The 20,367-nt window shown below is 71.2% G+C and carries 15 protein-coding genes, 2 pseudogenes and 1 riboswitch; of the genes and pseudogenes, 8 read left to right on the top strand and 9 right to left on the bottom strand.

Annotated features, from left to right (window positions below; genetic code table 11):
• The 4 genes from OG490_RS01785 to OG490_RS01800 form a co-directional block, all read right to left on the bottom strand.
• A complete protein-coding gene (locus OG490_RS01785; protein ID WP_330294489.1) occupies nt 1–1,200 on the bottom strand; it encodes a glycoside hydrolase family 113 in 1,200 nt (399 codons plus the stop codon).
• Between the two features lie 67 nt (nt 1,201–1,267).
• A complete protein-coding gene (locus OG490_RS01790; RefSeq protein WP_330294490.1) occupies nt 1,268–2,716 on the bottom strand; it encodes a glycosyltransferase family 2 protein in 1,449 nt (482 codons plus the stop codon).
• 81 nt (nt 2,717–2,797) lie between these two features.
• Nucleotides 2,798–3,511, bottom strand: coding sequence for a hypothetical protein (locus OG490_RS01795; RefSeq protein WP_330294491.1), 714 nt, complete (start codon nt 3,509–3,511; stop codon nt 2,798–2,800).
• 124 nt (nt 3,512–3,635) lie between these two features.
• Nucleotides 3,636–4,928 (bottom strand): glycoside hydrolase family 26 protein, encoded by a 1,293-nt coding sequence (locus OG490_RS01800; protein ID WP_330294492.1) that lies wholly within the window; start codon nt 4,926–4,928, stop codon nt 3,636–3,638.
• A gap of 397 nt (nt 4,929–5,325) precedes the next feature.
• On the opposite strand from OG490_RS01800, the pseudogene OG490_RS01805 reads away from it, so the two are divergent.
• The 3 genes and pseudogenes from OG490_RS01805 to metE all read left to right on the top strand — a co-directional run.
• A pseudogene (locus tag OG490_RS01805) lies at nt 5,326–5,646 on the top strand (mannose-6-phosphate isomerase, class I); the annotation flags it as partial.
• Nucleotides 5,647–5,961: 315 nt separating this feature from the next.
• Nucleotides 5,962–6,066 (top strand): annotated as a pseudogene (locus OG490_RS39080) (IS982 family transposase); the annotation flags it as partial.
• A 21-nt stretch (nt 6,067–6,087) separates the two neighbouring features.
• Nucleotides 6,088–6,308: riboswitch (cobalamin riboswitch) on the top strand.
• A gap of 133 nt (nt 6,309–6,441) precedes the next feature.
• Nucleotides 6,442–8,763 carry a 5-methyltetrahydropteroyltriglutamate--homocysteine S-methyltransferase gene (gene metE, locus OG490_RS01815; RefSeq protein WP_330294494.1) on the top strand — a complete coding sequence of 774 codons (2,322 nt, stop codon included), beginning with the start codon at nt 6,442–6,444 and terminating at the stop codon, nt 8,761–8,763.
• A gap of 31 nt (nt 8,764–8,794) precedes the next feature.
• Here the strand turns inward: metE and OG490_RS01820 are convergent, their stop codons facing one another.
• A complete protein-coding gene (locus tag OG490_RS01820) occupies nt 8,795–9,970 on the bottom strand; it encodes a PucR family transcriptional regulator (RefSeq protein ID WP_330294495.1) in 1,176 nt (391 codons plus the stop codon).
• 127 nt (nt 9,971–10,097) lie between these two features.
• On the opposite strand from OG490_RS01820, the gene OG490_RS01825 reads away from it, so the two are divergent.
• Complete coding sequence (locus tag OG490_RS01825; RefSeq protein WP_330294496.1) at nt 10,098–10,985, top strand: esterase/lipase family protein; 888 nt, start codon at nt 10,098–10,100, stop codon at nt 10,983–10,985.
• Between the two features lie 16 nt (nt 10,986–11,001).
• Here the strand turns inward: OG490_RS01825 and OG490_RS01830 are convergent, their stop codons facing one another.
• Both OG490_RS01830 and OG490_RS01835 read right to left on the bottom strand, forming a co-directional pair.
• Nucleotides 11,002–11,970 (bottom strand): aldo/keto reductase, encoded by a 969-nt coding sequence (locus OG490_RS01830; RefSeq protein WP_330294497.1) that lies wholly within the window; start codon nt 11,968–11,970, stop codon nt 11,002–11,004.
• A gap of 9 nt (nt 11,971–11,979) precedes the next feature.
• Entirely contained in the window at nt 11,980–14,247 is a 2,268-nt protein-coding gene (locus OG490_RS01835; protein ID WP_330294498.1) for a peroxidase, read from the bottom strand.
• A gap of 316 nt (nt 14,248–14,563) precedes the next feature.
• Between OG490_RS01835 and OG490_RS01840 the strand changes: the two genes are divergently transcribed.
• Entirely contained in the window at nt 14,564–15,037 is a 474-nt protein-coding gene (locus tag OG490_RS01840) for a MarR family winged helix-turn-helix transcriptional regulator (RefSeq protein WP_330294499.1), read from the top strand.
• A gap of 152 nt (nt 15,038–15,189) precedes the next feature.
• On the top strand, nt 15,190–15,786 hold the full coding sequence (locus OG490_RS01845; protein ID WP_330294500.1) for a malonic semialdehyde reductase: 597 nt from the start codon (nt 15,190–15,192) through the stop codon (nt 15,784–15,786).
• On the opposite strand, the gene OG490_RS01850 is transcribed toward OG490_RS01845, so the two are convergent.
• Nucleotides 15,773–16,273, bottom strand: a complete 501-nt coding sequence (locus OG490_RS01850; RefSeq protein ID WP_330294501.1) for a GNAT family N-acetyltransferase — start codon at nt 16,271–16,273, stop codon at nt 15,773–15,775. The genes OG490_RS01845 and OG490_RS01850 overlap by 14 nt on opposite strands.
• A 211-nt stretch (nt 16,274–16,484) precedes the next feature.
• Between OG490_RS01850 and OG490_RS01855 the strand changes: the two genes are divergently transcribed.
• Both OG490_RS01855 and OG490_RS01860 read left to right on the top strand, forming a co-directional pair.
• Nucleotides 16,485–17,306 carry a hypothetical protein gene (locus OG490_RS01855; protein ID WP_330294502.1) on the top strand — a complete coding sequence of 274 codons (822 nt, stop codon included), beginning with the start codon at nt 16,485–16,487 and terminating at the stop codon, nt 17,304–17,306.
• Between the two features lie 183 nt (nt 17,307–17,489).
• Entirely contained in the window at nt 17,490–18,161 is a 672-nt protein-coding gene (locus OG490_RS01860; protein WP_330294503.1) for a TetR/AcrR family transcriptional regulator, read from the top strand.
• 96 nt (nt 18,162–18,257) lie between these two features.
• On the opposite strand, the gene OG490_RS01865 is transcribed toward OG490_RS01860, so the two are convergent.
• Nucleotides 18,258–20,159: an ABC transporter ATP-binding protein gene (locus OG490_RS01865; RefSeq protein ID WP_330294504.1), complete on the bottom strand. Its 1,902-nt coding sequence runs from the start codon at nt 20,157–20,159 to the stop codon at nt 18,258–18,260.
• Nucleotides 20,160–20,367: the final 208 nt, after the last annotated feature.

The raw sequence follows: 20,367 nt of genomic DNA on the forward strand, positions 1-20,367 counted from the left end.
TCACGGGGAGGGGGCGGTACCCGGACCGGCGTAGGAGGACCCGAAGCAGGAGCGGATGGCTGCTTCGGTAGCGGGCCGACCCGCGAAGTCAAGTCCGGAGGCCGTGTCGGTGGGGGCTGCCTTGGGGTCGGAGTCGAAGTAGATCGACCACCAGTACACGCCGGCCATCTTGCGCTGCTCGACCACCTTGCAGACGGCGGTGTACCAGTTGGCCTGCACGGCGGGGTTGGTCTTGCGCTTGGTGTAGAAGTCGCCGGGCAACTGGTAGGCGCCGTCCATCGCTGCGATGCCGGCCTCGGAAAGGATGATGCGCGGCAGCGGGCCCTTGGTCTTCTTGTCCAGCCAGGTGTTCCAGCCCGCCACGAGCTGGTCGACGCTCGCCTCGTCGGGCACCTTCACCGGGAAGTACGCATCGACACCGAGCCGGTTGATGGGTACGTCGATACGACCCCGGACGTAGTTGTCCCAGTTGGCGTCGTAGGCGACCTCGCCCTTGAAGAGCTTTTCCGCTGAGGCGATGAGGGGCTTCCAACCGGGGGCGCTCTCCATCGAGTTGAGCTCGGTTCCGACCACGAAGGTCGAGGCCTGCTCCTTCTGCGCGGCGTCAAGATACGGCGTCAGGAGCATCTCGTAGGAGGTGAACCAGGCCGTCTTGTCGGCGGGCTTGATGTTGCCGCGCCAGCCCTCCGGCGGGGTCAGGGCGGCCTCGTCCATGATCGGCCGGACGGTGGTGCGCAGTCCGGCGTCGTGGAAGACCCGCAGGACGATCGACAGGTGCTCGGGGGTGGGGGTGTTCTTGCCCGCCATGAGCTTCGTCGAGGTGCGTCCCTCGGTGTAGAAGGGGAAGGAGACGGCGGCGGAGTTGGCGTTGAGGCCTACGAGGTAGTCGGCCTGTTCGCGGGCCTTCTTCTCGATGTACTCGTCGCTGTGCTCCTTCTTGTCCTCCCAGAAGACCTGCACACCCCATTCGGGCATGCCGGGCTGCCATTGCTTGGAGACCTTGAGCGCAGCCTGGGGCTTGGCGTCCGGCTCCGGGCCCTTGGGGTCGGCGAGCACGGTGTTCCCGCTGCCCCGGCGCTCGCCCTTACCCGAGGCGGAGTCGCCCATGACGAGGAGAGGTTTGAGGGATCCGGACTCCCAGCGCAGCGGATGATTGCCGATCACCAGTGGCAGGGCTATGACCAGGGATGTCACCGTCACTGGGAGGACAGCCAGCAAGGGGACCTTGGAACGCTTGTTCTTTTTCATCAGGGGTGCTTCCGGTTACTCACGCGGGCTTGGCAATGACGACGAACTTGTTCTCCTCGCGCTTGATGAACTTGATCAGCCCGCGAAGGCCGCCGAGTCCCTCCATCACGGAGAACACCGGGATGAGTGCGAGCACTGCGAGCGGCTCCCACCAGCGGCGCTTGCCGTCAAGCGAGACCAAGGCGTTCAGCCGCAGCCCCTCCCAGTAGGTCCAGATGACGTACGCGAAGCTGAGCGACCACATCACGACCACGGACTGGGTCACCGGGGAGGTGTTGAAGTCGCCGATCAGCCAGGCCACGAGGAGGACGGTCGAGACGTGCTGGAGCGGCCCGAGTACCCAGCTGACCATGCAGAGCATGAGGAACCAGCGGTAACGGAATGGAACGGTGCGGTTGAAGCAGAGGGCGACCAGGCCCCAGGCCCACCGCTCGCGCTGCTTGATGAAGTCCCTGGAATTGGCAGGGGAGGCACCGTAGCATCGGCCGTTGAACCAGTCGCTGCGGCCGGGATACTTGCGGCAGAAGGTCAGCGCGAGCTGGGCGTCCTCGACGATGGCCTTGGGGCCGAAGTCCCAGCCGATGGTCGCTTCGATGGAGGCACGCAGCAGCAGCAGCTCGCCGTGGACGCCTGCGACCGGGGTGCCGAGGCCGGTGAAGGCCCGGAAGCGGGCGATGTCGTCAGCGGGCCGGACGGCGTCGGCGAGCCAGGTGAACATGTTCACCGCGTTCTCGCGCGGGTAGGCCAGGATTCCCTGGGCCATGTGCTTGGCTTCGTCGCCGGCCCGGCGCTGACGGTTGATGAACTGAGCGGCGGCGGCGGCCGTGTCCGGGCCGACGCCGGTGTCGTCGTCCATGTGCAGGACCCAGACGTCGTCGAGGGCCTCGCCCTCTTCGATCCGCAGCTCGTGCGCGTAGTGGTTTGCCCGTGCCTTGAACCGGGTGCCGTTGGCGGTCTCATAGGCCTTGGGGACCGTCACAACGCGGATCAGCGGGCTGGTGTCCGCCAGCGCGTCGATCCTGGCGGCTGCCTCACAGCCCTCCTCGGTGAGCACGTCGACTCGTATGTGTGGGAAGAACGCCGGAAGGTGCTCGACATAGCTGAGCACCGACCGTTCCAGGGCCGGGTAGGTGTCGTGTCGGCCGATCGTCGGCACCAGCACGATGAGGACATCCTCCTCGACCGGGGCGGCCGGAGTCATTTCGTGTGCACGTCGTAGCCGGCGCCGGATGAGCAGCACGCCCTGGAAGCCGACCATGACGCCGATGGCGGGCAGCGACCAGATCACCGAGAGCGCCCACCCGAGCGGGCTGGGGTTCGGCTGGTAGACCCAGAGACCGAAGCTGAGGAGACCCACGAACGGCAGCAGGAAAGCCATGATGCTCGGCTTCCAGTCCGCGTGCCGTTTCACGATCTTGGCGTCCCGCCGGGTGCCGGTGCTGGAGGTCTGAAGGGCCGATGAAGACATGAGAAGTGGTCAGGCTCTCTGGGTCGTTGAAGGTTGGCCGCAGCGACAACACGGTGATCGTTCACCGGGCGCGACGCGGCTCTACTGCTGGGGCGGCTGGGGCTGATAGCCCTGCGGCGGGAAACCGTGCGGGGCCTGCTGCGGGTAGCCGTATCCCTGCTGGTGCGGCTGAGGCTGTGCGTACGGGTTCGCCGGGTACGGCTGCTGCTGGGGGGCAGCGTACGGCTGCTGGACGGGCGCCTGCTGCTGCTGGGGGGCAGCGTACGGCTGCTGGACGGGCGCCTGCTGCTGGTTGGCCTGCCGGACAGCCTGGGCTTGCTGGGTCCAGGGGTTGACCGGAGGCTGCCAGGGCTCGTAGACGGTGAAGTTCCGCAGGAGCAGGATGATCAGAGCGGCCGTCACCACGAAGCCGAGGCCGAACGTGGCGAGCTTGAGGATGCCCTGAGTGGTGGAGGTGAACCAGTCGTTCTGCTTCTCATCGAAGAGTGCGCCGGTCAAGCTGCGCAGACGGTTGTACCCCTCGATGGCGGCACCGCCGATGACGATGCCGCGGCCCAGGGTGTTGCCGCGCAGAACCAGTACACCGCCGGCCGTATAGACAAGGGCCCAGTTCAGGTTGAAGGTTTCAGAGGCTCCGGAGCCGTCACCGACGCCGTAGTAGACGAGCCCCTGCATGAACTCACCGAAGCCGACCTGCCAGAAACAGTTGTAGATGGCCCACAGCAGCAGGACTATCGCCCACCCGAATGCGACATATGCGGCAATACGATGAGCTCTTGGCGTCTCGTCGGTCAACTTCCCCCACCCTCCTTTTAAATTCCCCAATTAGCGCCCGGGCCAGCTGATCACGACTGGTCAGACTCATTCAGCATTTCAGATCTTCATAAAGAAAATGTTACGGAAGGCCCAAGTCTGGAGGCTAGTTGTGTGAGCTTCCTTGCAATCCGGCCCAATCCACCCCAGGGGCCCGCTGGACCGGCCCGCCCGTGAGCACCCGCACATCGTCGTACGTCATCTTCACGTCGACCTCGGAGTTCCTGGCCGTCAGCCCGTCGCCCCAGACCGTCCACAGCACCCAGGGGGCCTGCGTCAGCGTTTCGCGCTGGGCCATGTTGACCGGTACGTGAAACGACTCCGCGATGATGCGAGGCTTGCCGTAACCCTCCAGGTCGCGATGCCACTTCACGGTCCAGGGGCCCTTGCCGAACGGCTGCTGCGGGGATCCGCTGTAGTCGTCGACCCCGACCACATCGACGTATTCCGCGCCAGGATAGAAGTCCCACGGGTCACTTCCATGCACACCGTCCCAAGCGGAGGGTGCCCACACGAAGATGAGATGGTGCAGCCCCCGGGACCCCACCAAGTAGTCGTAGAGAGTGCGCCAGAGAGCCTTGTACTGCTCGGGTTCAAGACCGGACCACCAGAATCCGCGCTCCTCCCCCAGGGCATTCATCTCGTGGTACGGGCGCAGGAGGACCGGCACTCCGAACCGCGCCAGATATCCCAGATGGTCTGCCAGGAACGAGAGGTCGAGCAGTAGCGCCCGGTGTTCGTCGGTACCCGCTTTGAGGATCCGGTCGATCCACTTCGGGTCCTTGGCGGCCGGCGAGTTGCGGCGCATCGTCTGCTCGAAGCTCTTCACCGGGCTGCCCGGCCAGGGCTGATGGAACGACATGCCGACGAAGCCCGCAGGCTTGCCCCCGTTGCCGGGCAGCGCGGCCTTTGTCCCGTTCCACAGCTGCTCGGTCCCGCCGGGGTTGTACGAACCGTCGGCTGCCCTGGGCAGGCCGCGCCACACGCCCAGGGCGAGGTCCACGGCGTCGTTGGTGTAAGTCCAGTGCTCACGGCGGGCGGGCCAGGCTGCCCGCGAGTAGTCCCGCGGCTCTCCCACACCCCAGCCCTCCTCCTGGTAGCCGGGGCCGAGGTCCACTTCCAGGAACGCGGGCAGCTTCCCCGAGATGTCCTGGGGCTTGCGGTAGTAGTAGCCCGCCACCTTGAGTCCCGGGTGGTCGCCGTACTGGGCGTTGTAGAGCTCGTTGTGCAGCTCGACATGCTGTCCGATGAGCGTCCCGCGGCTCCGGCCGGCCCGCGCGTCCGCTTCCAGCCCGGCGAGCAGACCGTAAACAGCCCGCGCCGTCGGGGTGGCCAGCGGATCCCGCTTGACCAGGTCCGTCTGCAGCCCTGAGCCGGACGGCCCGCGGGAGGTTCCCATCAGGCTGGCCCCCAACGCGCCGCCGACTACCGTCACGGCCGCACCGGCTAGCACGCTGCGGCGCCTCAGATGCCGATAAATCATTGCCTCCCCCCCCTCCTGGATACCGAAAGACCACGTCGAACGTGCACTCAGACGACTGGTATCCGGCAATGGATGCACGTTTCCTGTGTCGACTGGATCACATCTGCTGTGGGGCCCACCTGGCGGCCCTCATGACAACGGCCCGCGCTCATGCCCGGCGGCCGCTTCCGACACCAATATCATGAACATCGGCCGGGCGTTCGTCCCGTCCAGCGCGCCCACTCGATGCCCTCGTCGGACCGCGCGCAGCCCACCGTCAGGCGGTCACCGCGTCCGTCTTGGCGTGCGGGATCGCGATCGGCTCCCCGAGAACCCGGAGCTGCTGAAGGTGGTCGTCTTCGCACCCAGCGACCCCGGAGTGATGCGCCCCGAGGGCAACGGCGAAGAGGTCTACGAGACCCCCATCGACGAATTCCGCCTCTCCCGCTTCGTCCTGGCCCCCGGCGGCGCCCCCCGGGTGCTCCCCGACACCGCCCCGCAGATCCTTCTGTGCACGGCAGGCTCCCCGAAGGCCACCTCCCCGGTCTCCGGGGAACTGGCACTGGCCCCGGGGGAGTCGGTGTTCGTACCGGCGGGCGAAAAGGTTGAACTGTCCCAAACCGGCACCGTCTTCCGTGCCACGGTGGTGGTCTGACGTACCGTCCCTCGAGGCGGCTGTGAGAATCTGCGGCCGTAGCGCGACGTCCCTGGCGTTCGGCCTACGCCCACACGGCTCTCCGATCCGGGAAGGGCTGATAAGGCCGTCCAGCGGGCCGCCCACCAGTTCGACGTGGGTGCGGCCGAGGCTAGGGAGCAGGCGGGGGAAACAACGGCATCGCCTGGGTGCCCTCAGCCTCGGTCGTCGGCGTGCAGGTGACAGTCGTGCTCACCCATGCCCTCCATCGTCCTCCGCATCGGGCGGAGGGCGAACAGTGCGCAGGGAAGCGCGGGCGCGAGCTCCGCCTCCCAAGGCGTCCGCGTCGCCCATCGCATCCTCGCCATGGACGCCGCGATCTGGCGCAACCACAAGACCGGCGCCCCGACCATGCGGTCGCCGGTCGCATTCGATCACTGAACACATCGGACTTATTCGTCTAGTGTGGCCCATGCAGCTGGTTCGCCCCCGCCCTCCAGGCGGGAGGCGTCGTAAGAGGGAACCCGGTGGGAATCCGGGACTGCCCCGCAGCGGTGAGTGGGAACGACCGCCGTCACACGCACTGGATCCGGACGGATCTGGGAAGCGACGGCCAGTAGGTGTCAGCCCTGGGGGCAGGCGCGCCCGCGAGTCCGAAGACCTGCCCGTTGCCCGCCGTGAGGACGACCGTCCTCGCGCGGAGATTCCGGTGACCTCTCGGGCGGGTCGGCGTCATTTCTGCCATCCCTTCGCGTCCGCGTGCCCTGTCGGGTCCACCGGGGTCCGTCCTAGGACACACTCGCGAAGGAGAGTTCTGTGACCACCTCGAACAACGCGGCCGCCGACGTGCACGCCACCGTGTACGGCTATCCCCGCCAGGGCCCGAACCGGGAACTGAAGAAGGCCGTAGAGGGCTACTGGAAGGGCCGCGTCGCCGCCGACGCGCTGCGGGAGACCGCCGCGGAGCTGCGCCGGGAGGTCTGGCGGCAGCTGGCCGACGCCGGTATCGACGAGGTTCCGACGGGTGACTTCTCGTACTACGACCACGTGCTGGACACCAGCGTGATGGTCGGCGCCGTGCCCGCCCGGCACCGCGCCGCCGTGGCGGCCGACGCGCTCGACGGCTATTTCGCGATGGCCCGCGGCACGCAGGACGTGGCGCCGCTGGAGATGACCAAGTGGTTCGACACGAACTACCACTACCTCGTGCCCGAGTTGGGGCCCGATACGGTGTTCACCGCCGACCCCGCCAAGCAGGTCTCGGAGCTCGGGGAAGCCCTCGCGCTCGGGCACCGCGCCCGGCCCGTGCTGGTGGGCCCGGTGACCTATCTGCTGCTGGCCAAGCCCGCGCCGGGCGTCGCGGACGGCTTCGAGCCGCTGACCCTGCTCGACCGGCTGCTGCCCGTCTACGCCGAGGTGCTGGCAGCGCTCCGCGCCGCCGGGGCCGAGTGGGTGCAGCTCGACGAGCCCGCCCTGGTGCAGGACCGCACCCCGGCCGAACTGAACGCCGCCGCCCGTACCTACCGCGAGCTGGGCGCGCTCACCGAACGGCCCAAGCTGCTCGTCGCCTCCTACTTCGACCGGCTCGGAGAGGCCCTCCCGGTCCTCGCGAAGGCCCCCGTCGAAGGGCTCGCCCTCGACTTCACCGGGGCCGCCGCCGGGAACCTCGCGGATCTGGCGGCGGTGGGCGGGCTGCCGGGCAAGCGGCTGGTCGCCGGCGTGGTCAACGGCCGCAACATCTGGATCAACGACCACCAGAAGTCGCTGGCCACCCTCGGGACGCTGCTGGGTCTCGCCGGGCGCGTGGACGTCGCCGCGTCCTGCTCCCTGCTGCACGTTCCGCTGGACGCCGCCGCCGAGCGGGACACCGACCCGCAGATCCGGCGCTGGCTGGCCTTCGCCCGGCAGAAGACCGCCGAGATCACCACCCTGGCCCGCGGGCTCGCCCAGGGCACCGGTGCCATCCAGGCCGAACTCGCCGCCAACCGGGCCGATCTGGCCTCCCGGGCCAACTCCCCGCTCACCCACGACCCGGCGGTACGGGCCCGCGCGGCGGCCGTCACCGAAGCCGACACCCGGCGCTCCCCGTCCTACGCCGAGCGCGTGCCGGCCCAGCGCGCCCGGCTGGGGCTCCCGCTGCTGCCCACCACGACGATCGGCTCCTTCCCGCAGACGGGCGAACTGCGCACGGCCCGCGCCGACCTGCGCGCCGGGGTCATCGACGCGGACGGCTACGAGGAGCGGATCAAGGACGAGATCCGCGAGGTGATCGCCTTCCAGGAGAAGGCGGGCATCGACGTCCTGGTGCACGGCGAACCCGAACGGAGCGACATGGTGCAGTACTTCGCCGAGCAGCTGACCGGCTACCTCGCCACCCGGCACGGCTGGGTCCAGTCGTACGGCACCCGCTACGTCCGCCCGCCGGTGCTCGCCGGGGACATCTCCCGGCCGGATCCGATGACCGTGCGCTGGACCTCGTACGCCCAGGCGCAGACGGCCAAGCCCGTCAAGGGCATGCTGACCGGCCCGGTCACGATGCTCGCCTGGTCCTTCGTACGCGATGACCAGCCCCTCGGGGACACCGCCCGGCAGGTGGCCCTCGCCCTGCGCGACGAGGTGAACGACCTTGAGGCGGCGGGGACTTCGGTGATCCAGGTGGACGAGCCCGCGCTGCGCGAGACACTGCCGCTGCGCGCGGCCGGACACCGCGCCTATCTGGCGTGGGCCACCGAGTCCTTCCGGCTGACGGTCTCCGGGGTCCGGCCGGACACGCAGATCCATACGCACATGTGCTACGCCGAGTTCGGCGACATCATCCGGGCCATCGACGATCTCGACGCCGACGTCATCAGCCTGGAGGCGGCCCGCTCGCACATGCAGGTCGCCGGTGAACTGGCCACCGCCGGATATCCGCGGGAGGTGGGTCCCGGCGTCTGGGACATCCACTCGCCCCGGATCCCGTCGGCCGAGGAGGCCGCGGCCCTGCTGCGCAAGGGGCTGGCCGCGATCCCGGCCGAGCGGCTGTGGGTCAACCCGGACTGCGGCCTCAAGACCCGCGGTTGGCCCGAGACCCGTGCCTCCTTGGCACACCTGGTCGCGGCGGCCCGTACCGTGCGCGAGGAACTCCCGCGCCCCTGACGGGAATCGCCCGGGGCGAATCGCCCGGCCCTCACCGCTGGCGGCTCCGGCGGACCGCGTCGTAGGCGGTGAGGGCGGCCGCCAGCCGGCCGGCCTCGGTGGGGTCGGTGGCGTCGTGGCCGGTCAGGAGCCGGATCCGGCCCAACCGGTAGGTCAGGGTGTTGCGGTGGACGGTGAGGGCCTCGGCGGCCTCGGCGCGCCGGTACCCGGCGGCGATGAACTCCCGCAGGGTGGCGATGAGATGGGGCTGCCCGTCGAGGGGAGCGAGGGTGCGGGCCAGGGCCTCGCGGGCGGGTCCCGGCTGGACGAGCTGGTACTCGACCGCGAGGTCGGCCAGCCGGTAGATCCCCGGAGCCCGCCCCAGGTCCTCGGCCAGGGAGAGGACTTCGGAGGCTTCGAGCTGCGCCTGCGGGATCGCGGCGTGGTCCTCGGCGGTGGCTGCGGCCGCCGTGCAGCGCAGGGCCGCCGCCGCGTCGAGGCGGGCGAGCAGCCGCCGGGTCCCACCGTCCTGCCCCTCGGGGACGAGCAGGACTCCGCCGTCGCCCTTGAAGGTGGCCAGCACCTCGGGGTTGCGGTCCAGTTCGGAGCGGACGGCGCGCAGGATGCGGGTGGTGGCGCCGCCGGTCGGGTCGGGGAGCCGCAGCACCACCACCTCGTACCGCTCGGCGAGGACGCGGCCGTACCGCTCCGCCGCGCGCCGTGCGGGGCGGCCGGCGAGCAGCACTCCGGCGAGGTTGCGGCCGTGCTCGCGCTGTTCCCAGTCGAGGTCGGCCTGTTCCCTGAGGTAGGCCTCGGCCACCTTGGGCATGACCTCGCCGAGGAATGCCAGCAGGCCGGTGACCAGGGCGTACGGGTCCGCGGCGGGCTCGGGTCCGGCCATCGCGAGCTCCCAGGCCTGGCGGGCGCCGAGCGGGTAGACCCGTAGCACCGCTTCCAGGGGGACTCCGTCCCTGGCCCGTTCGGCCCCCCAGGCCACGGGCGCCGCGAGTTCGTGCTCGGCGGGCGGGCGGCCTTCGGCGAGGGTGGTGAGGAACAGCTCCAGTACGGCTTCGGTGTTCGCGACGAGATCGCCGCCGAGGACGCTGTCGGGGAGCAGCCGGTAGGCGGGGATCTCCTCGGTCAGGCGGGCCACGGTCGCGGCGGCCAGTTCGGGGATCCGGGGCATCAGGGAGGCGGCGAACCCGGGTGCGTGCTCGGTGTCGTCCATTCCCGCATTGTCACCGTGCACAAACGCGGGAGGAAGCATTCTGCGCGTACCGCCAGGGGACACGGGCGGTGCGCCGGAGCATTCTGTGCAGTCCGACCAGAACCCCACCCCCGTCAGGAGATGTCGCATGCCAACCAGCACCCGCGCGTCCCGCACCCGCAGATGGCTCGCCAGGGCCGGTCTCCCGCTGGCCCTGCTCCTCGGCGCCGCCTTCCCGGCGCACGCCGCGGCCGAGGGCGGATCGGGCGGGATCAACGACTTCTCCTGCCGGCCGAGCTCCGCGCACCCCGAGCCGGTGGTCCTGCTGCACGGCACCTTCGCCACCTGGTACGAGGACCTCAACTACCTCCAGGCCGACCTGGCCGCGCGCGGCTACTGCACCTTCGCCCTGACCTACGGCGCCTACGAGGGCTTCCCGCTGGTCGGCGGCCTGAAGCCGGTGGCCGTCTCCAACGTGGAGATCAAGGAGTACGTGGAGAAGGTGCGCGCGGCCACCGGCGCCGCGCAGGTCTCCGTGGTCGGCCACTCCGAGGGCGGGCTCCAGTCGCTGTACCTCGCGAAGATGCAGGGCATCCAGCCGCACATCAAGGCGGTCGTGGCCATCGCGCCGCCGACGCACGGCACCGATGCCTCCCGGCTCGTGGACCTGGGCGACAAGGTCCTCGGCCGGGGCACCCTGGACGGGATCGCGGCCACCCTCGGATTCCCCGTGCTGTCCGACGAGTTCCCCGGGGGCGCCGCCATCAACGCGCTGAACGACGGTCCGGTGGCCCAGCCCGGGATCTCGTACACCATCATCTCCTCGCGCTACGACGAGCTGGTGACCCCGACGGAGACGGCCTTCGTGCGCGAGCCGGGGGTCAGGAACCAGTACGTGCAGGACTTCTGTCCCCTCGACCCGGTGGGCCACATCGGCGAGGCCTACGACCTCAACGTCTGGCACATGGTGCGCAACGCGCTGGACCCGCGCCGCGCCACCCCGATCCTGGTGTGCGCGGTCGGCTCGCCCGGCTGAGCCGACCGGCCGCGGGCTACGGAAGCGGCGCGCCCCGGGCCGTCAGCCACAGGGAGTACCACTCCTCGTGGCTGAGGTCGGGGGCGCGCAGCGCCGCGTCGCGGCAGGCCCGGATGCGCTCCGGGCGGCCGGTGCCCAGGATGGGGGCGATCCGGGCCGGGTGGCGTTGCAGCCACCACAGCAGGATGGTCTCCGGTGTGGTGTCCTTCGCCTTGGCGAGGGTGCGCAGGAGCTCGGCGGTCGCGTGCTCGGCCGCGGTCTCCTGCCGTCCGGTGAACCGGCCCTGGGCGAGGGCGCCCCAGGCCTGGATGCGGACCCCGTTGGCCACGCAGTACTCGACGGTTCCGGCCGGGAAGCCGACGGCCGCCGAGGCCGGGGTGTTGACGAGGACCCCGTCCTCCAGCCAGTCCCGCCGGTCCAGGCTCATCTCCAGCTGGTTGGCGACCAGGGGGAAGTCCAGGTGGCTCTGGAGCCGCGCGGTCTGCGCGGCGTTCATGTTGGAGACGCCGAACTCCCTGACGAGGCCCTGCCGTCGCAGTGAGGTGAGGGCCTCGGCGGTCTCCCGCGGGTCGGCCAGGGGGTCGGGCCGGTGCAGGAGCAGGACGTCGATGACGTCAGTGCGCAGCCGGGTGAGGCTCTCCTCGACGTGGCGGGTGACGGTGGCCCCGCGCAGGTCGTAGATGCCGGGCCGGTCGCCTTCGGCGAGGCGGATCCCGCACTTGGTCTGGAGCGTGATGCGTGTCCGCAGACCGGGGGCGCGGGCCAGCACCTCGCCGAAGACCGCTTCGGCCTTGCCGTGCCGGTAGATGTCGGCGTGGTCGAACATGGTGATGCCGCTGTCGAGGGCCGCTTCCACCGCCGCCTCGGCGGCGTCGATGTCGGCGGCCCCGTACGGGCTGCGGTCCCAACTGCCGCCCAGCGCCATGCAGCCGTAGAGCAGTCGGGTGTTGCCCGTCCCTGTCGCGGATTCGGTGATCGCAGCCATGCGCTCACCCTACGAGGCGGACGCCCTCCACAGCACCTGCTCTCCGTCCAGGATCACGAGCTCTCCGGTGGGGCGCAGCAGCAGCCTCGCCCCCTGGTGGCCGGCGGTCGCGCTGGACCAGGCCGGGCGGCCGTCGGAGGTCCGCACCACCAGTTCGCCTCCGGAGGTCAGGACAGCGTCGTGGCCGGAGCCGCCGGTGTCGGAGTGCCACAGGCGGCGGCCCTGGGCGTCCAGGAGCGCGAGGTCGCCGGTGGTGTCGAGGGTCAGGCGGACCTTGCCCGCGTCGAGGACGTCGCCGGGCCGCAGGACGGAACCGGTGTGGAACTCGATGGAGTCGTCGAGCTGCCCGCCGGCCAGGGAGCGCAGGACCGACAGCGAGGGGCTGAAGGCGTAGACGGAGCCCTCGGTGCGCACGAACCTGCTGAAGTAGAGGGTGTCGGCGCGACTCCCGCTCGCCGACTGCGTTTCGAAGGCCAGCGGGGAGTCCGGGCCGAGCACCGGGTCGCAGCCGGTACGGGGGTTGCGGCCGGCCGGGAAGTCCGGCTCGTTCACCCACTTGCGCGCCACGAGCTCGAACTGCCCCACCAGGTCGGCCTGGTGGCAGACGAACAGCAGGCCGCGCGAGGCCTCCGGACCGTGTTCGTCGCCCAGTTCCGGCTTGTAGACGGGGCCGTACGGGATTCCGCGCCGCATCAGCCGGCGTCCGTCGAGCTCTGCCGGGGCCAGCGGAGGCCGGCCCGGGGTGAGGACGAGGCCGCCGCGCGGGTTGCCCTTGCGGATGTGCGCGAAGAGCGGCATCCCCCAGCCGTTCGGGTCCGCTCCGTAGTCGAGCTTGGCATCGGGATCCACCCCGGCCTCGCGCGGCTGCTGCGCGGCGGGACAGACGGCGACGGGCATGCCGTTCGGCCAGCGGCCCATCAGGCGGGCCCCCAGCCACTCCTTGCCCGCGTCGGCGGGAGCCGAACCGGCCTTCTGGAGCTCGGCGAGGCGCAGGGCGACCTGCGTCCACCAGCCGGGCACGTCCTGCGCGAGGCGGCGTACCACCTGGAAGGCTCCGCCGGTGGCCCAGGCGGGCAGGCCGTTGGGACGCTGCCCGACCCGCTCGGGGCCCACCAGGAACTCTCCGGCCGGGATCAGCCGGGTGCCGGGCTTGCCGAGCACGGTGGTGCCGGTGGCAGGGTCGGGCTCGTCGAAGCCCCGTACGCCGGGCTGGCTGATGCAGTCGGCGAAGCCGAAGTGCTCGTGTCCGCGCAGTTCGTCGGGGAGGGTGGCCCCGTCCTGCTGGAAGAGGACCCTGGCTCCGGCCACGCCCGCGCCCGCGTGCTGTTCGGCCACGGCTTCGGCGAGCCGGTCGGGGTTGTCGGCGGCCAGGGTGAGCACCGCGTGCACGGCGAGGCCGGGCTGCTCGGCGCCGAACAGCCAGGAATCCGGGGCGCTGGGGCCGGTGTCGCCGAGCAGCTGCGCACGGGCGGCGGCGCCCTGGGTGAAGGCCTCGGCGCTGGATCCGGGCGGGGCGGCGGGGAAGGGCTCCTTGCCCGCGAACAGGCGCAGTCCCGGATGGGTGAGGCTCAGCCCGGTCCACAGTCCGGACATGGAGGCGGGGTCGATGCCTCCGCTGCGCCTGCGGGCCCGGCTGAAGGCCTGGTTGAAGCGGGCCACTTCCTCGGTCGTGGAGATGGAGGGCAGCAGCCGACGGAGCCACTGGCGGGCCGTGACGGCGTTGCCGAAGTGGAGGAAGAGCAGGCAGGCGTGGTCCTTGCGGAATCCGGCCAGGATGTCGCCCTGGCTGTCGCGGTCGGCGCGCAGCGGCAGCGCGGCCCCGGCGGCTGCGGCCCTCCCGGCCGTGGCCGGCCCGGCCGGCTGCGCGGGCTCCGCGGCCCAGGCTGTCCGGGTGAGTCCGGGGACGGCCGCGGAGGCGATGCCGACGGCGGCGAAGGCCGCCGCTTGGACCACGGTCCGGCGGGCGGGTCCGGCGTGGGGGCAGCCCGGGGGCGGCGGCGAAGCGGGGACCATCGGCTTGCTCCAAGGGTTCGGGGCGAGGGGCGGAGGGGCGAGGGGTCGGAGGGGCGAGGGGTCGGAGGACAGGACCGGTTCAGCGCGGCGGCGCGGCGGGGCTGTCCGCGCGCGGCGCTCGACGCGCAACTGCGGGTGCCACCGGCTGGCGTTGACCGTGTGCGCGGCGGTGGTCGGGGCCGGCGGCACGGCCCGCTCCACCCGGCCGGGGGTGCCTGTGGTGATGCCGAAGCGGCTGTTGCGGCCGAGCGTGCCTGCGCGCACCGATGACGGCGATGACGGCGACAACAGCCATGGGGTCGAGGACTCCTCGGTGCAGGGGCCGGCGAGCAGCACGCGCTGCCAGTGATCAACACCCTCGGTGATCAACGCCGCCCGCGCGCGCCGGGGGCACCGATGGGGTGACGGGGCCAGGTCGTCTCTTTCGGATCTTGTCGGTCAGGTCCGCGTGGTCCGGTGCCGTGCCGGGCGGCGCGGGCCCGGCAAGATCCGAAAGAGACGGCCCAGCCGGGCTCCGCTCACGCCCCGACACCCGTCGCCCGGCGGCCGGCCGGGGCGGGCCGCGTGTGAGCATGTCCGCATGGCTGCTGCTGACTACGACGGACTGCTCGACGACGAGGGGGTGCTGCTCCTCGGGAAGCTGCTCCGCGTCACCCATCTGGTCAACAGCCGGGCCCATGCCGACATCGCGGAGGCCACCGGGCTCGGCGGCGACCGGTTCGAGGTGCTGCTGCGGCTGGCCCGGCATCCGGGGCGGACGGCGCGGATCAATGTGCTGGCGGGCGAGATGTCCTTCTCTTCGGGAGGGTTCACCCGGTTCGTCGACCGGATGGAGCGCGACGGCCTGCTCTCCCGCTCGCCCGATCCCGACGACCGGCGGGCTGTACGGGTGACGGTCACCGAGCGCGGCCACGCGTTGCTGGGGGCGGGTCTCGCGGCGCACGCCCCCGGGCTGCGCACGAACCTTCTGGATCCCCTCTCCGTGGAGGAGCGGCGGATGCTGCACGGCGTACTGGACCGGCTGGACGGGCTCAACGCGGTGCCCTGCCCCTGATCCGGGGCAGCAGGGCCTCGCCCTGCACGACCTGGGGCCGTACGGCCCGGCCGCTCGTGACCTTGGGCCCCGGGGCCGGGCCCGGGGCCCCCGGTAGCTTTGTCTGCACCGGCAGATACTTCTGCGGCAGACACCCTCCGGGAGAACGACAGATGCACCCCCTCAGCCTCGACGGCGCCGCCCAGGACCTCCTCTTCCGCGAGGCCCGCACCGCCAACACCTTCACCGACGAGCCGGTGAGCACCGAGCAGCTCGCGGCGGTCCACGACCTCGTCAAGTACGCGCCCACCGCCATGAACCAGCAGCCGCTGCGCATCCTCGCCCTGTCCTGCGGCGAGGCCCGCTCGCGCCTGGTGCCGCTGATGAACGAGGGAAACCGGAAGAAGACCGAGAGCGCGCCGCTGACCGTGGTGCTGGCCGCCGACACCGGCTTCCACGAGCACCTGCCGGTGCTCTTCGCGCACTTCCCCGGCGCCAAGGACCTGTTCGGCTCGGACGACGCGATGCGCGCCGAGTCCGCGCGCACCAACGCGCTGATCCAGGTGGGCTACACGATCCTCGGCATCCGCGCCGCCGGTCTGGCCGCGGGCCCGATGACCGGCTTCGACGCGGCCGCGGTGGACGCGGAGTTCTTCCCCGACGGGCGCTGCCGGTCCCTCGTCGTGGTCAACATCGGCCACCCGGCCCCCGATGCCTGGCGCGACCGGCTGCCGCGGCTCACCGCCGAGCAGGTCATCACCGTCCTGTAGGCGGCCCGTCGAGCGCGCGGCGGTACTGAATCGCGGGACGACCGTTCAGGACGGTGTCCCCCACCACCGTGAAGCCGGTCCGGCGCAGGACCGCCGCGGAGGCCGCGTTGTCGAGGGTGGTGGCTGCCGTGAGGGTGTGCAGCCCGTATTCCGAGGCGGCGAGACGGCACACTTCCCCGACGGCGGCCGTGGCCGCGCCCCGGCCCGCCGCGCGTTCGCCGATGCGGTAGCCGAGATCGGCGGTGCCGTCCTCGGCGTCCACCAGGTTGATGCGGCCGGCCAGCTCCCCGGCCTCGTCCACCACGAGGTGGAAATGGCAGGTTCCTGCGGCCTGTTCGGCGAGCAGTGCGAGGTGGCGGGCGGGGAATTCGGCGAAGTACGCGTCCCCGCGGTCCGGTACGGACCGCGCGAAGTACTCCCGGTTCTCCCGCTCGAAGGCCAGCAGGGCGGTCTCGTGGTCGGCCCGCAGGCGCTCGAGTCGCAGCATGTCGCCGAGGATATACACGCAGACCGGAGCGGCCCGAGGGGATTTCCGGGGCGTCGCGCGGGGAACACCGTCGCGGGGGCGGCCGGTCCGGTGCGCCCTCCGAAGGCCCGACTGCATGACGTACGTGGGACCATGGTGGCCCTGTCCGGGGGGACGGGGCGCAGCACTCATCAGGTCACGGACCAACAGACAACAGACAAAGGGGTGGGGAATGAAGACGGCGAAAACGGCCGCGGGAATCGCCGCGGCACTGATCGTGGCGGCCGGCGCGAGCGGGTGCTCGATCGGATCCTCGGTGGGCAAGCAGGCCGCCGACTCCGCGCAGACGCTGGTCGCGACGCTCACGAAGGCCTCCGATGAGGCCTCCAAGGCGGGTTCGGCCGAGGTCAAGATGACCGTGACGATGCCGGAGAACGGCGGCAAGCCGGTCCAGATGAACGGCGTCTACTCGTGGGGCAACGGCCTCGCGATGGAGGCCGAGATGCCGGCCAAGGACCTCGAGATGGAGGACCTGGTCGCCGACGGCACGATCACCTACCGGCTCGTCCAGGGCGCGTACTACTACGGCATCGACCCGGCGCCGGACGGCCCCTTCAAGGGGAAGTCCTGGCTGAAGCTCGACGCCTCGGCCGTCCTGGGCGAAAAGGGCGCCGCGGCCATGAACTCGGGCAACAACGACCCGACGGCCGGCCTGAAGTCGCTCAAGTGGGCCAGCGACGTCACCAAGGTCGGCACGGAGGACGTGAACGGCAAGAAGTCCGTGCACTACCACGCCACGGTGCCCACGTCGAAGATGGGCGACGCGGCCGCGACCTTCGGAGCGGTGGCGGGCAGCGGGGTCACCGAGCTGGTCGCGGACATCTGGGTCGACGAGAAGGGGATGCCCTCGCGGCTGAACCAGACCTTCGGCGGCTCGACCATCAATGTGGACTTCCTGTCCTTCGGCGTCGCGAAGGACATAGCCGCCCCGCCGGCCGCCGACACGGCGGACATCACCGACATGGTGAAGAACGGCGGCGCGGCCAAGGGCTGAGGCGTACGGGTGCCGGCCGGTCGGCCGCAGGCAACTGGCCGGTCGGCGCCCCGGGGGAGCAAAAGAGCAGGTCCACGGAGCGCATGGGCACGGACCGAACGGTTCAGTTCATATACTGGGACCACGGGCGACACCCACCCGGCCCGCAGGCGTCACCGCACGGACAGACGAAGGACACCCCCCATGGAAGCCGAGACGGCGAACGCCACGGACGAGTACGGCATGCCGGTCATCCCCGGGCCCTCCGACGCCGCCCAGCGCAAACGGCAGGCCATCATCGACGCGGCCGCCGCGGAGTTCCTGGCCGAGGGCTACTCGGCCGCCTCCATGGATGCGATCACCAGCCGCTCCGGCGTGTCCAAGGCGACGATCTACAAGCACTTCGGCAGCAAGGAGCGGCTGTTCCTCGCCGTCATCGGCGGCATACTGCCCCGGACCTACGCCGGGCTCGAACCCCGCAACTCCACCCTCGCCGAGGCCCCCGACCTGCGCGCCGCCCTGATCGGCCTCGCCGGCGACTGGGCCGCCCTGCTCCTGCGCCCCGACATCATGACGCTGCGCCGCCTGGTGATCGGGGAGATCGACCGCTTCCCGCAGCTCGGCCAGCTCTGGTACAGGGTCACCTACGACATGAACAACAAGCCCCTCATCGAAGCCGTCACCGAGCTCAACCGGCTCGGGAGGCTGGACACCCCCGACCCCGTGCTCGCCGTCCAGCAGCTCGTCGCCGCCACCGTCGGCGTCCCGCAGCTGGTGCACACCTTCGCGCCGGCCGTCGAGCTCGACCCCGCCGAGCTCACCCGTGTCGTCACCTCGGGCGTGGACCTGTTCCTGGCCCGGTACGCCACCTCGTAGGGGCACCGCTCAGGCCCACCGCCCACGGAGAGCCGCCGCCGACCGGTGGGCTCCGTACCGCCCGTGTCCGGACGGTACGGAGCCGGGGTCACCGGGTCAGCGGTCCTGGGAGAGGCCGTAGAGCTCGGCGAAGGTGCCGCCGAGGGCGGTGAGTTCGGCGAAGGTGCCGGTTTCGGTGACGCGGCCCTTGTCCAGGACGATGATGCGGTCGGCCAGTCGGCAGTTCTCCATCCGGTGCGTGACGATCATGGTGATCCGGTCCTCCTTCATCTCCTGGAGTCCGGTGAAGATCCGGTGCTCTCCGCGCGCGTCCATCGCCGAGGTCGGTTCGTCCATGATCAGGAGCCGGGGCCTGCGGTGGAAGGCCCGGGCACAGGCCAGGCGTTGCCACTGGCCTCCGGAGGGCTCGTGGCCGCCCCACAGCGAGCGGGCCAGGAGCGTGTCGAGGGCCTGCGGGTAGCCCTCGACGGCCTGGCGCATGCCGACCGCGTCGAGCGCTTCCCACACCGCCTCCTCGCCGCGCGGGCCGGGCTGGCCGAGGGTGACGTTCTCGCGGGCCGTGAAGGGCCAGTACGCGAAGGACTGGGCGACGAGGCCCACGTGGGTCCACAGGGTGTGCTGGTCGTGGGCCCGGGTCGGGGTGCCGTCCCAGTACGCCTCCCCTTCGCTCGGCACCGTGAGCCCGGTCAGGAGCCGGATGAGGGTGGACTTCCCGGCGCCGTTCTCGCCGACCACCGCGATGATCTCGCCGCGCGACAGGGACAGGCTGACCGGGCCGAGCGCCGGGGTGTCCTTGCCCGGGTAGGTGTACGAGGCGTTCTCCAGGCTGACCTTCTCGGGCGGCCCGGCTTCCACGGTGCCCCGGGTGACGGCCAGGGCGCGGGCCTGGTCCAGGAAGAGCCGGTAGTCCTCCAGGTAGAGGGCGTGCTGGAACATGGCGGCCCCGTAGACCACGAGGCTCGACAGGGCGGCGGCGGAGGTCCGCATGGCGACGATCGCGGTGCCGGCCGCCGCGAGGGCCATGGAGCCGGCCAGGACCAGCGCGGCGAGCGCGGCCCACGTGCCGAGCTGGAAGAGACCGCCGAGGGCGGCGGCGAGGAGCGAGACGCGCAGGTACCGCGGGGCGGAGCCGACGAGCTTGGCGTCGATGCGGGCGCAGACGGCGGCGTACCAGGCGTGTGCGTAGGGGCGCATGGAGTTGCAGCGCAGCTCGTCGCCGAGCTTGTGGGTGGTCAGGTACCAGCGCATCATGCCGCGGATGTTGCGGGAGGAGATCGTCTCGTTGTGGAGGGCGTAGTCGAGCCGGGCGGCGATGACGGCGCCCATGCCGCGGGGTACGACGGAGAGCAGCAGCAGCGGCATCAGGACGGGGTGGACGACGGCGAGGACACCGGCGACGGCGACGAGGTTGATCAGGCCGTTGGTGAAGGCCATCGCGTCCTTGACGAGCATGGAGGAGCGGGCCGCGCCGATCTCGGCGGCCTCGGAGCGGTCGGAGAACGCGGGCTCGTCGTAGGCGGAGACCTCCACGTCCATGTGGGCGTCGACCATCTCCAGGTCGGCGGTCGTGGCCAGCCTGGGGGTGAGCCGGCGGGCGGCGGAGCCCGCGACGATCTGGGCCGTCGTGCCCGCTCCGGCCGCGGCCGCCGCGATCGCCAGCGGCCAGGCGGCGGCCGCGATCCGCTCCCCCGCCGGTCCTCCGGAGAGCAGCGGTCCCATCGCGTCGGCGACCCCGGCGAGTGTGGCGGCCGTACAGGCTCCGGCGAGGATCTGGCCGGCCAGCAGCCAGGTCACGGAAGCGGGGTCGATGCGCCAGGCCATCCGGGCGGTCTGCGCGAGCGCGGCGGGCAGCCGAGCGGCCATCCTGCGCAGCGAGAGGTTCTCCATGGCCGCGCTGTGCGCTCCCCCGGTGAACGTGAACTCGGGCGGGTCGCCCGGCACGGGCGGAGTGGGTCCGGCCTGTTTGGTCCGGGTCCTCGGTGCCGTCTTCTCAGCCACGTGCAGCTCCTTCACGTCGTCGTCGAACAGCGGTGGTCCACCGCTCCGGTGGACCACCGAGTGACGGAGTACATCCGAGCCCGCGGGGCGGAGTAACCAGAACCGGCCTTCATCGCGGGCCGTGGGGAACAGGCGCGCGAGGCGCGCGGCGCGGACGGCCGTGGGGCGGCCGGGAGACGAGAACGGCCGGATCCCGACGGAGCGCGGG

Source organism: Streptomyces sp. NBC_00503 (assembly GCF_036346895.1).
Classification (GTDB): Bacteria; Actinomycetota; Actinomycetes; order Streptomycetales; family Streptomycetaceae; genus Streptomyces.

Excerpts from the sequence above, each read along its gene's own strand:
- OG490_RS01830 (WP_330294497.1), bottom strand. The coding sequence starts at position 11,970 with ATGGCTGCGATCACCGAATCCGCGACAGGGACGGGCAACACCCGACTG.
- OG490_RS01855 (WP_330294502.1), top strand. The coding sequence starts at position 16,485 with ATGAAGACGGCGAAAACGGCCGCGGGAATCGCCGCGGCACTGATCGTG.
- OG490_RS01845 (WP_330294500.1), top strand. The coding sequence starts at position 15,190 with ATGCACCCCCTCAGCCTCGACGGCGCCGCCCAGGACCTCCTCTTCCGC.
- OG490_RS01840 (WP_330294499.1), top strand. The coding sequence starts at position 14,564 with ATGGCTGCTGCTGACTACGACGGACTGCTCGACGACGAGGGGGTGCTG.
- OG490_RS01850 (WP_330294501.1), bottom strand. The coding sequence starts at position 16,273 with ATGCTGCGACTCGAGCGCCTGCGGGCCGACCACGAGACCGCCCTGCTG.
- OG490_RS01860 (WP_330294503.1), top strand. The coding sequence starts at position 17,490 with ATGGAAGCCGAGACGGCGAACGCCACGGACGAGTACGGCATGCCGGTC.
- OG490_RS01825 (WP_330294496.1), top strand. The coding sequence starts at position 10,098 with ATGCCAACCAGCACCCGCGCGTCCCGCACCCGCAGATGGCTCGCCAGG.
- OG490_RS01790 (WP_330294490.1), bottom strand. The coding sequence starts at position 2,716 with ATGTCTTCATCGGCCCTTCAGACCTCCAGCACCGGCACCCGGCGGGAC.
- OG490_RS01800 (WP_330294492.1), bottom strand. The coding sequence starts at position 4,928 with ATGGGAACCTCCCGCGGGCCGTCCGGCTCAGGGCTGCAGACGGACCTG.
- OG490_RS01820 (WP_330294495.1), bottom strand. The coding sequence starts at position 9,970 with ATGGACGACACCGAGCACGCACCCGGGTTCGCCGCCTCCCTGATGCCC.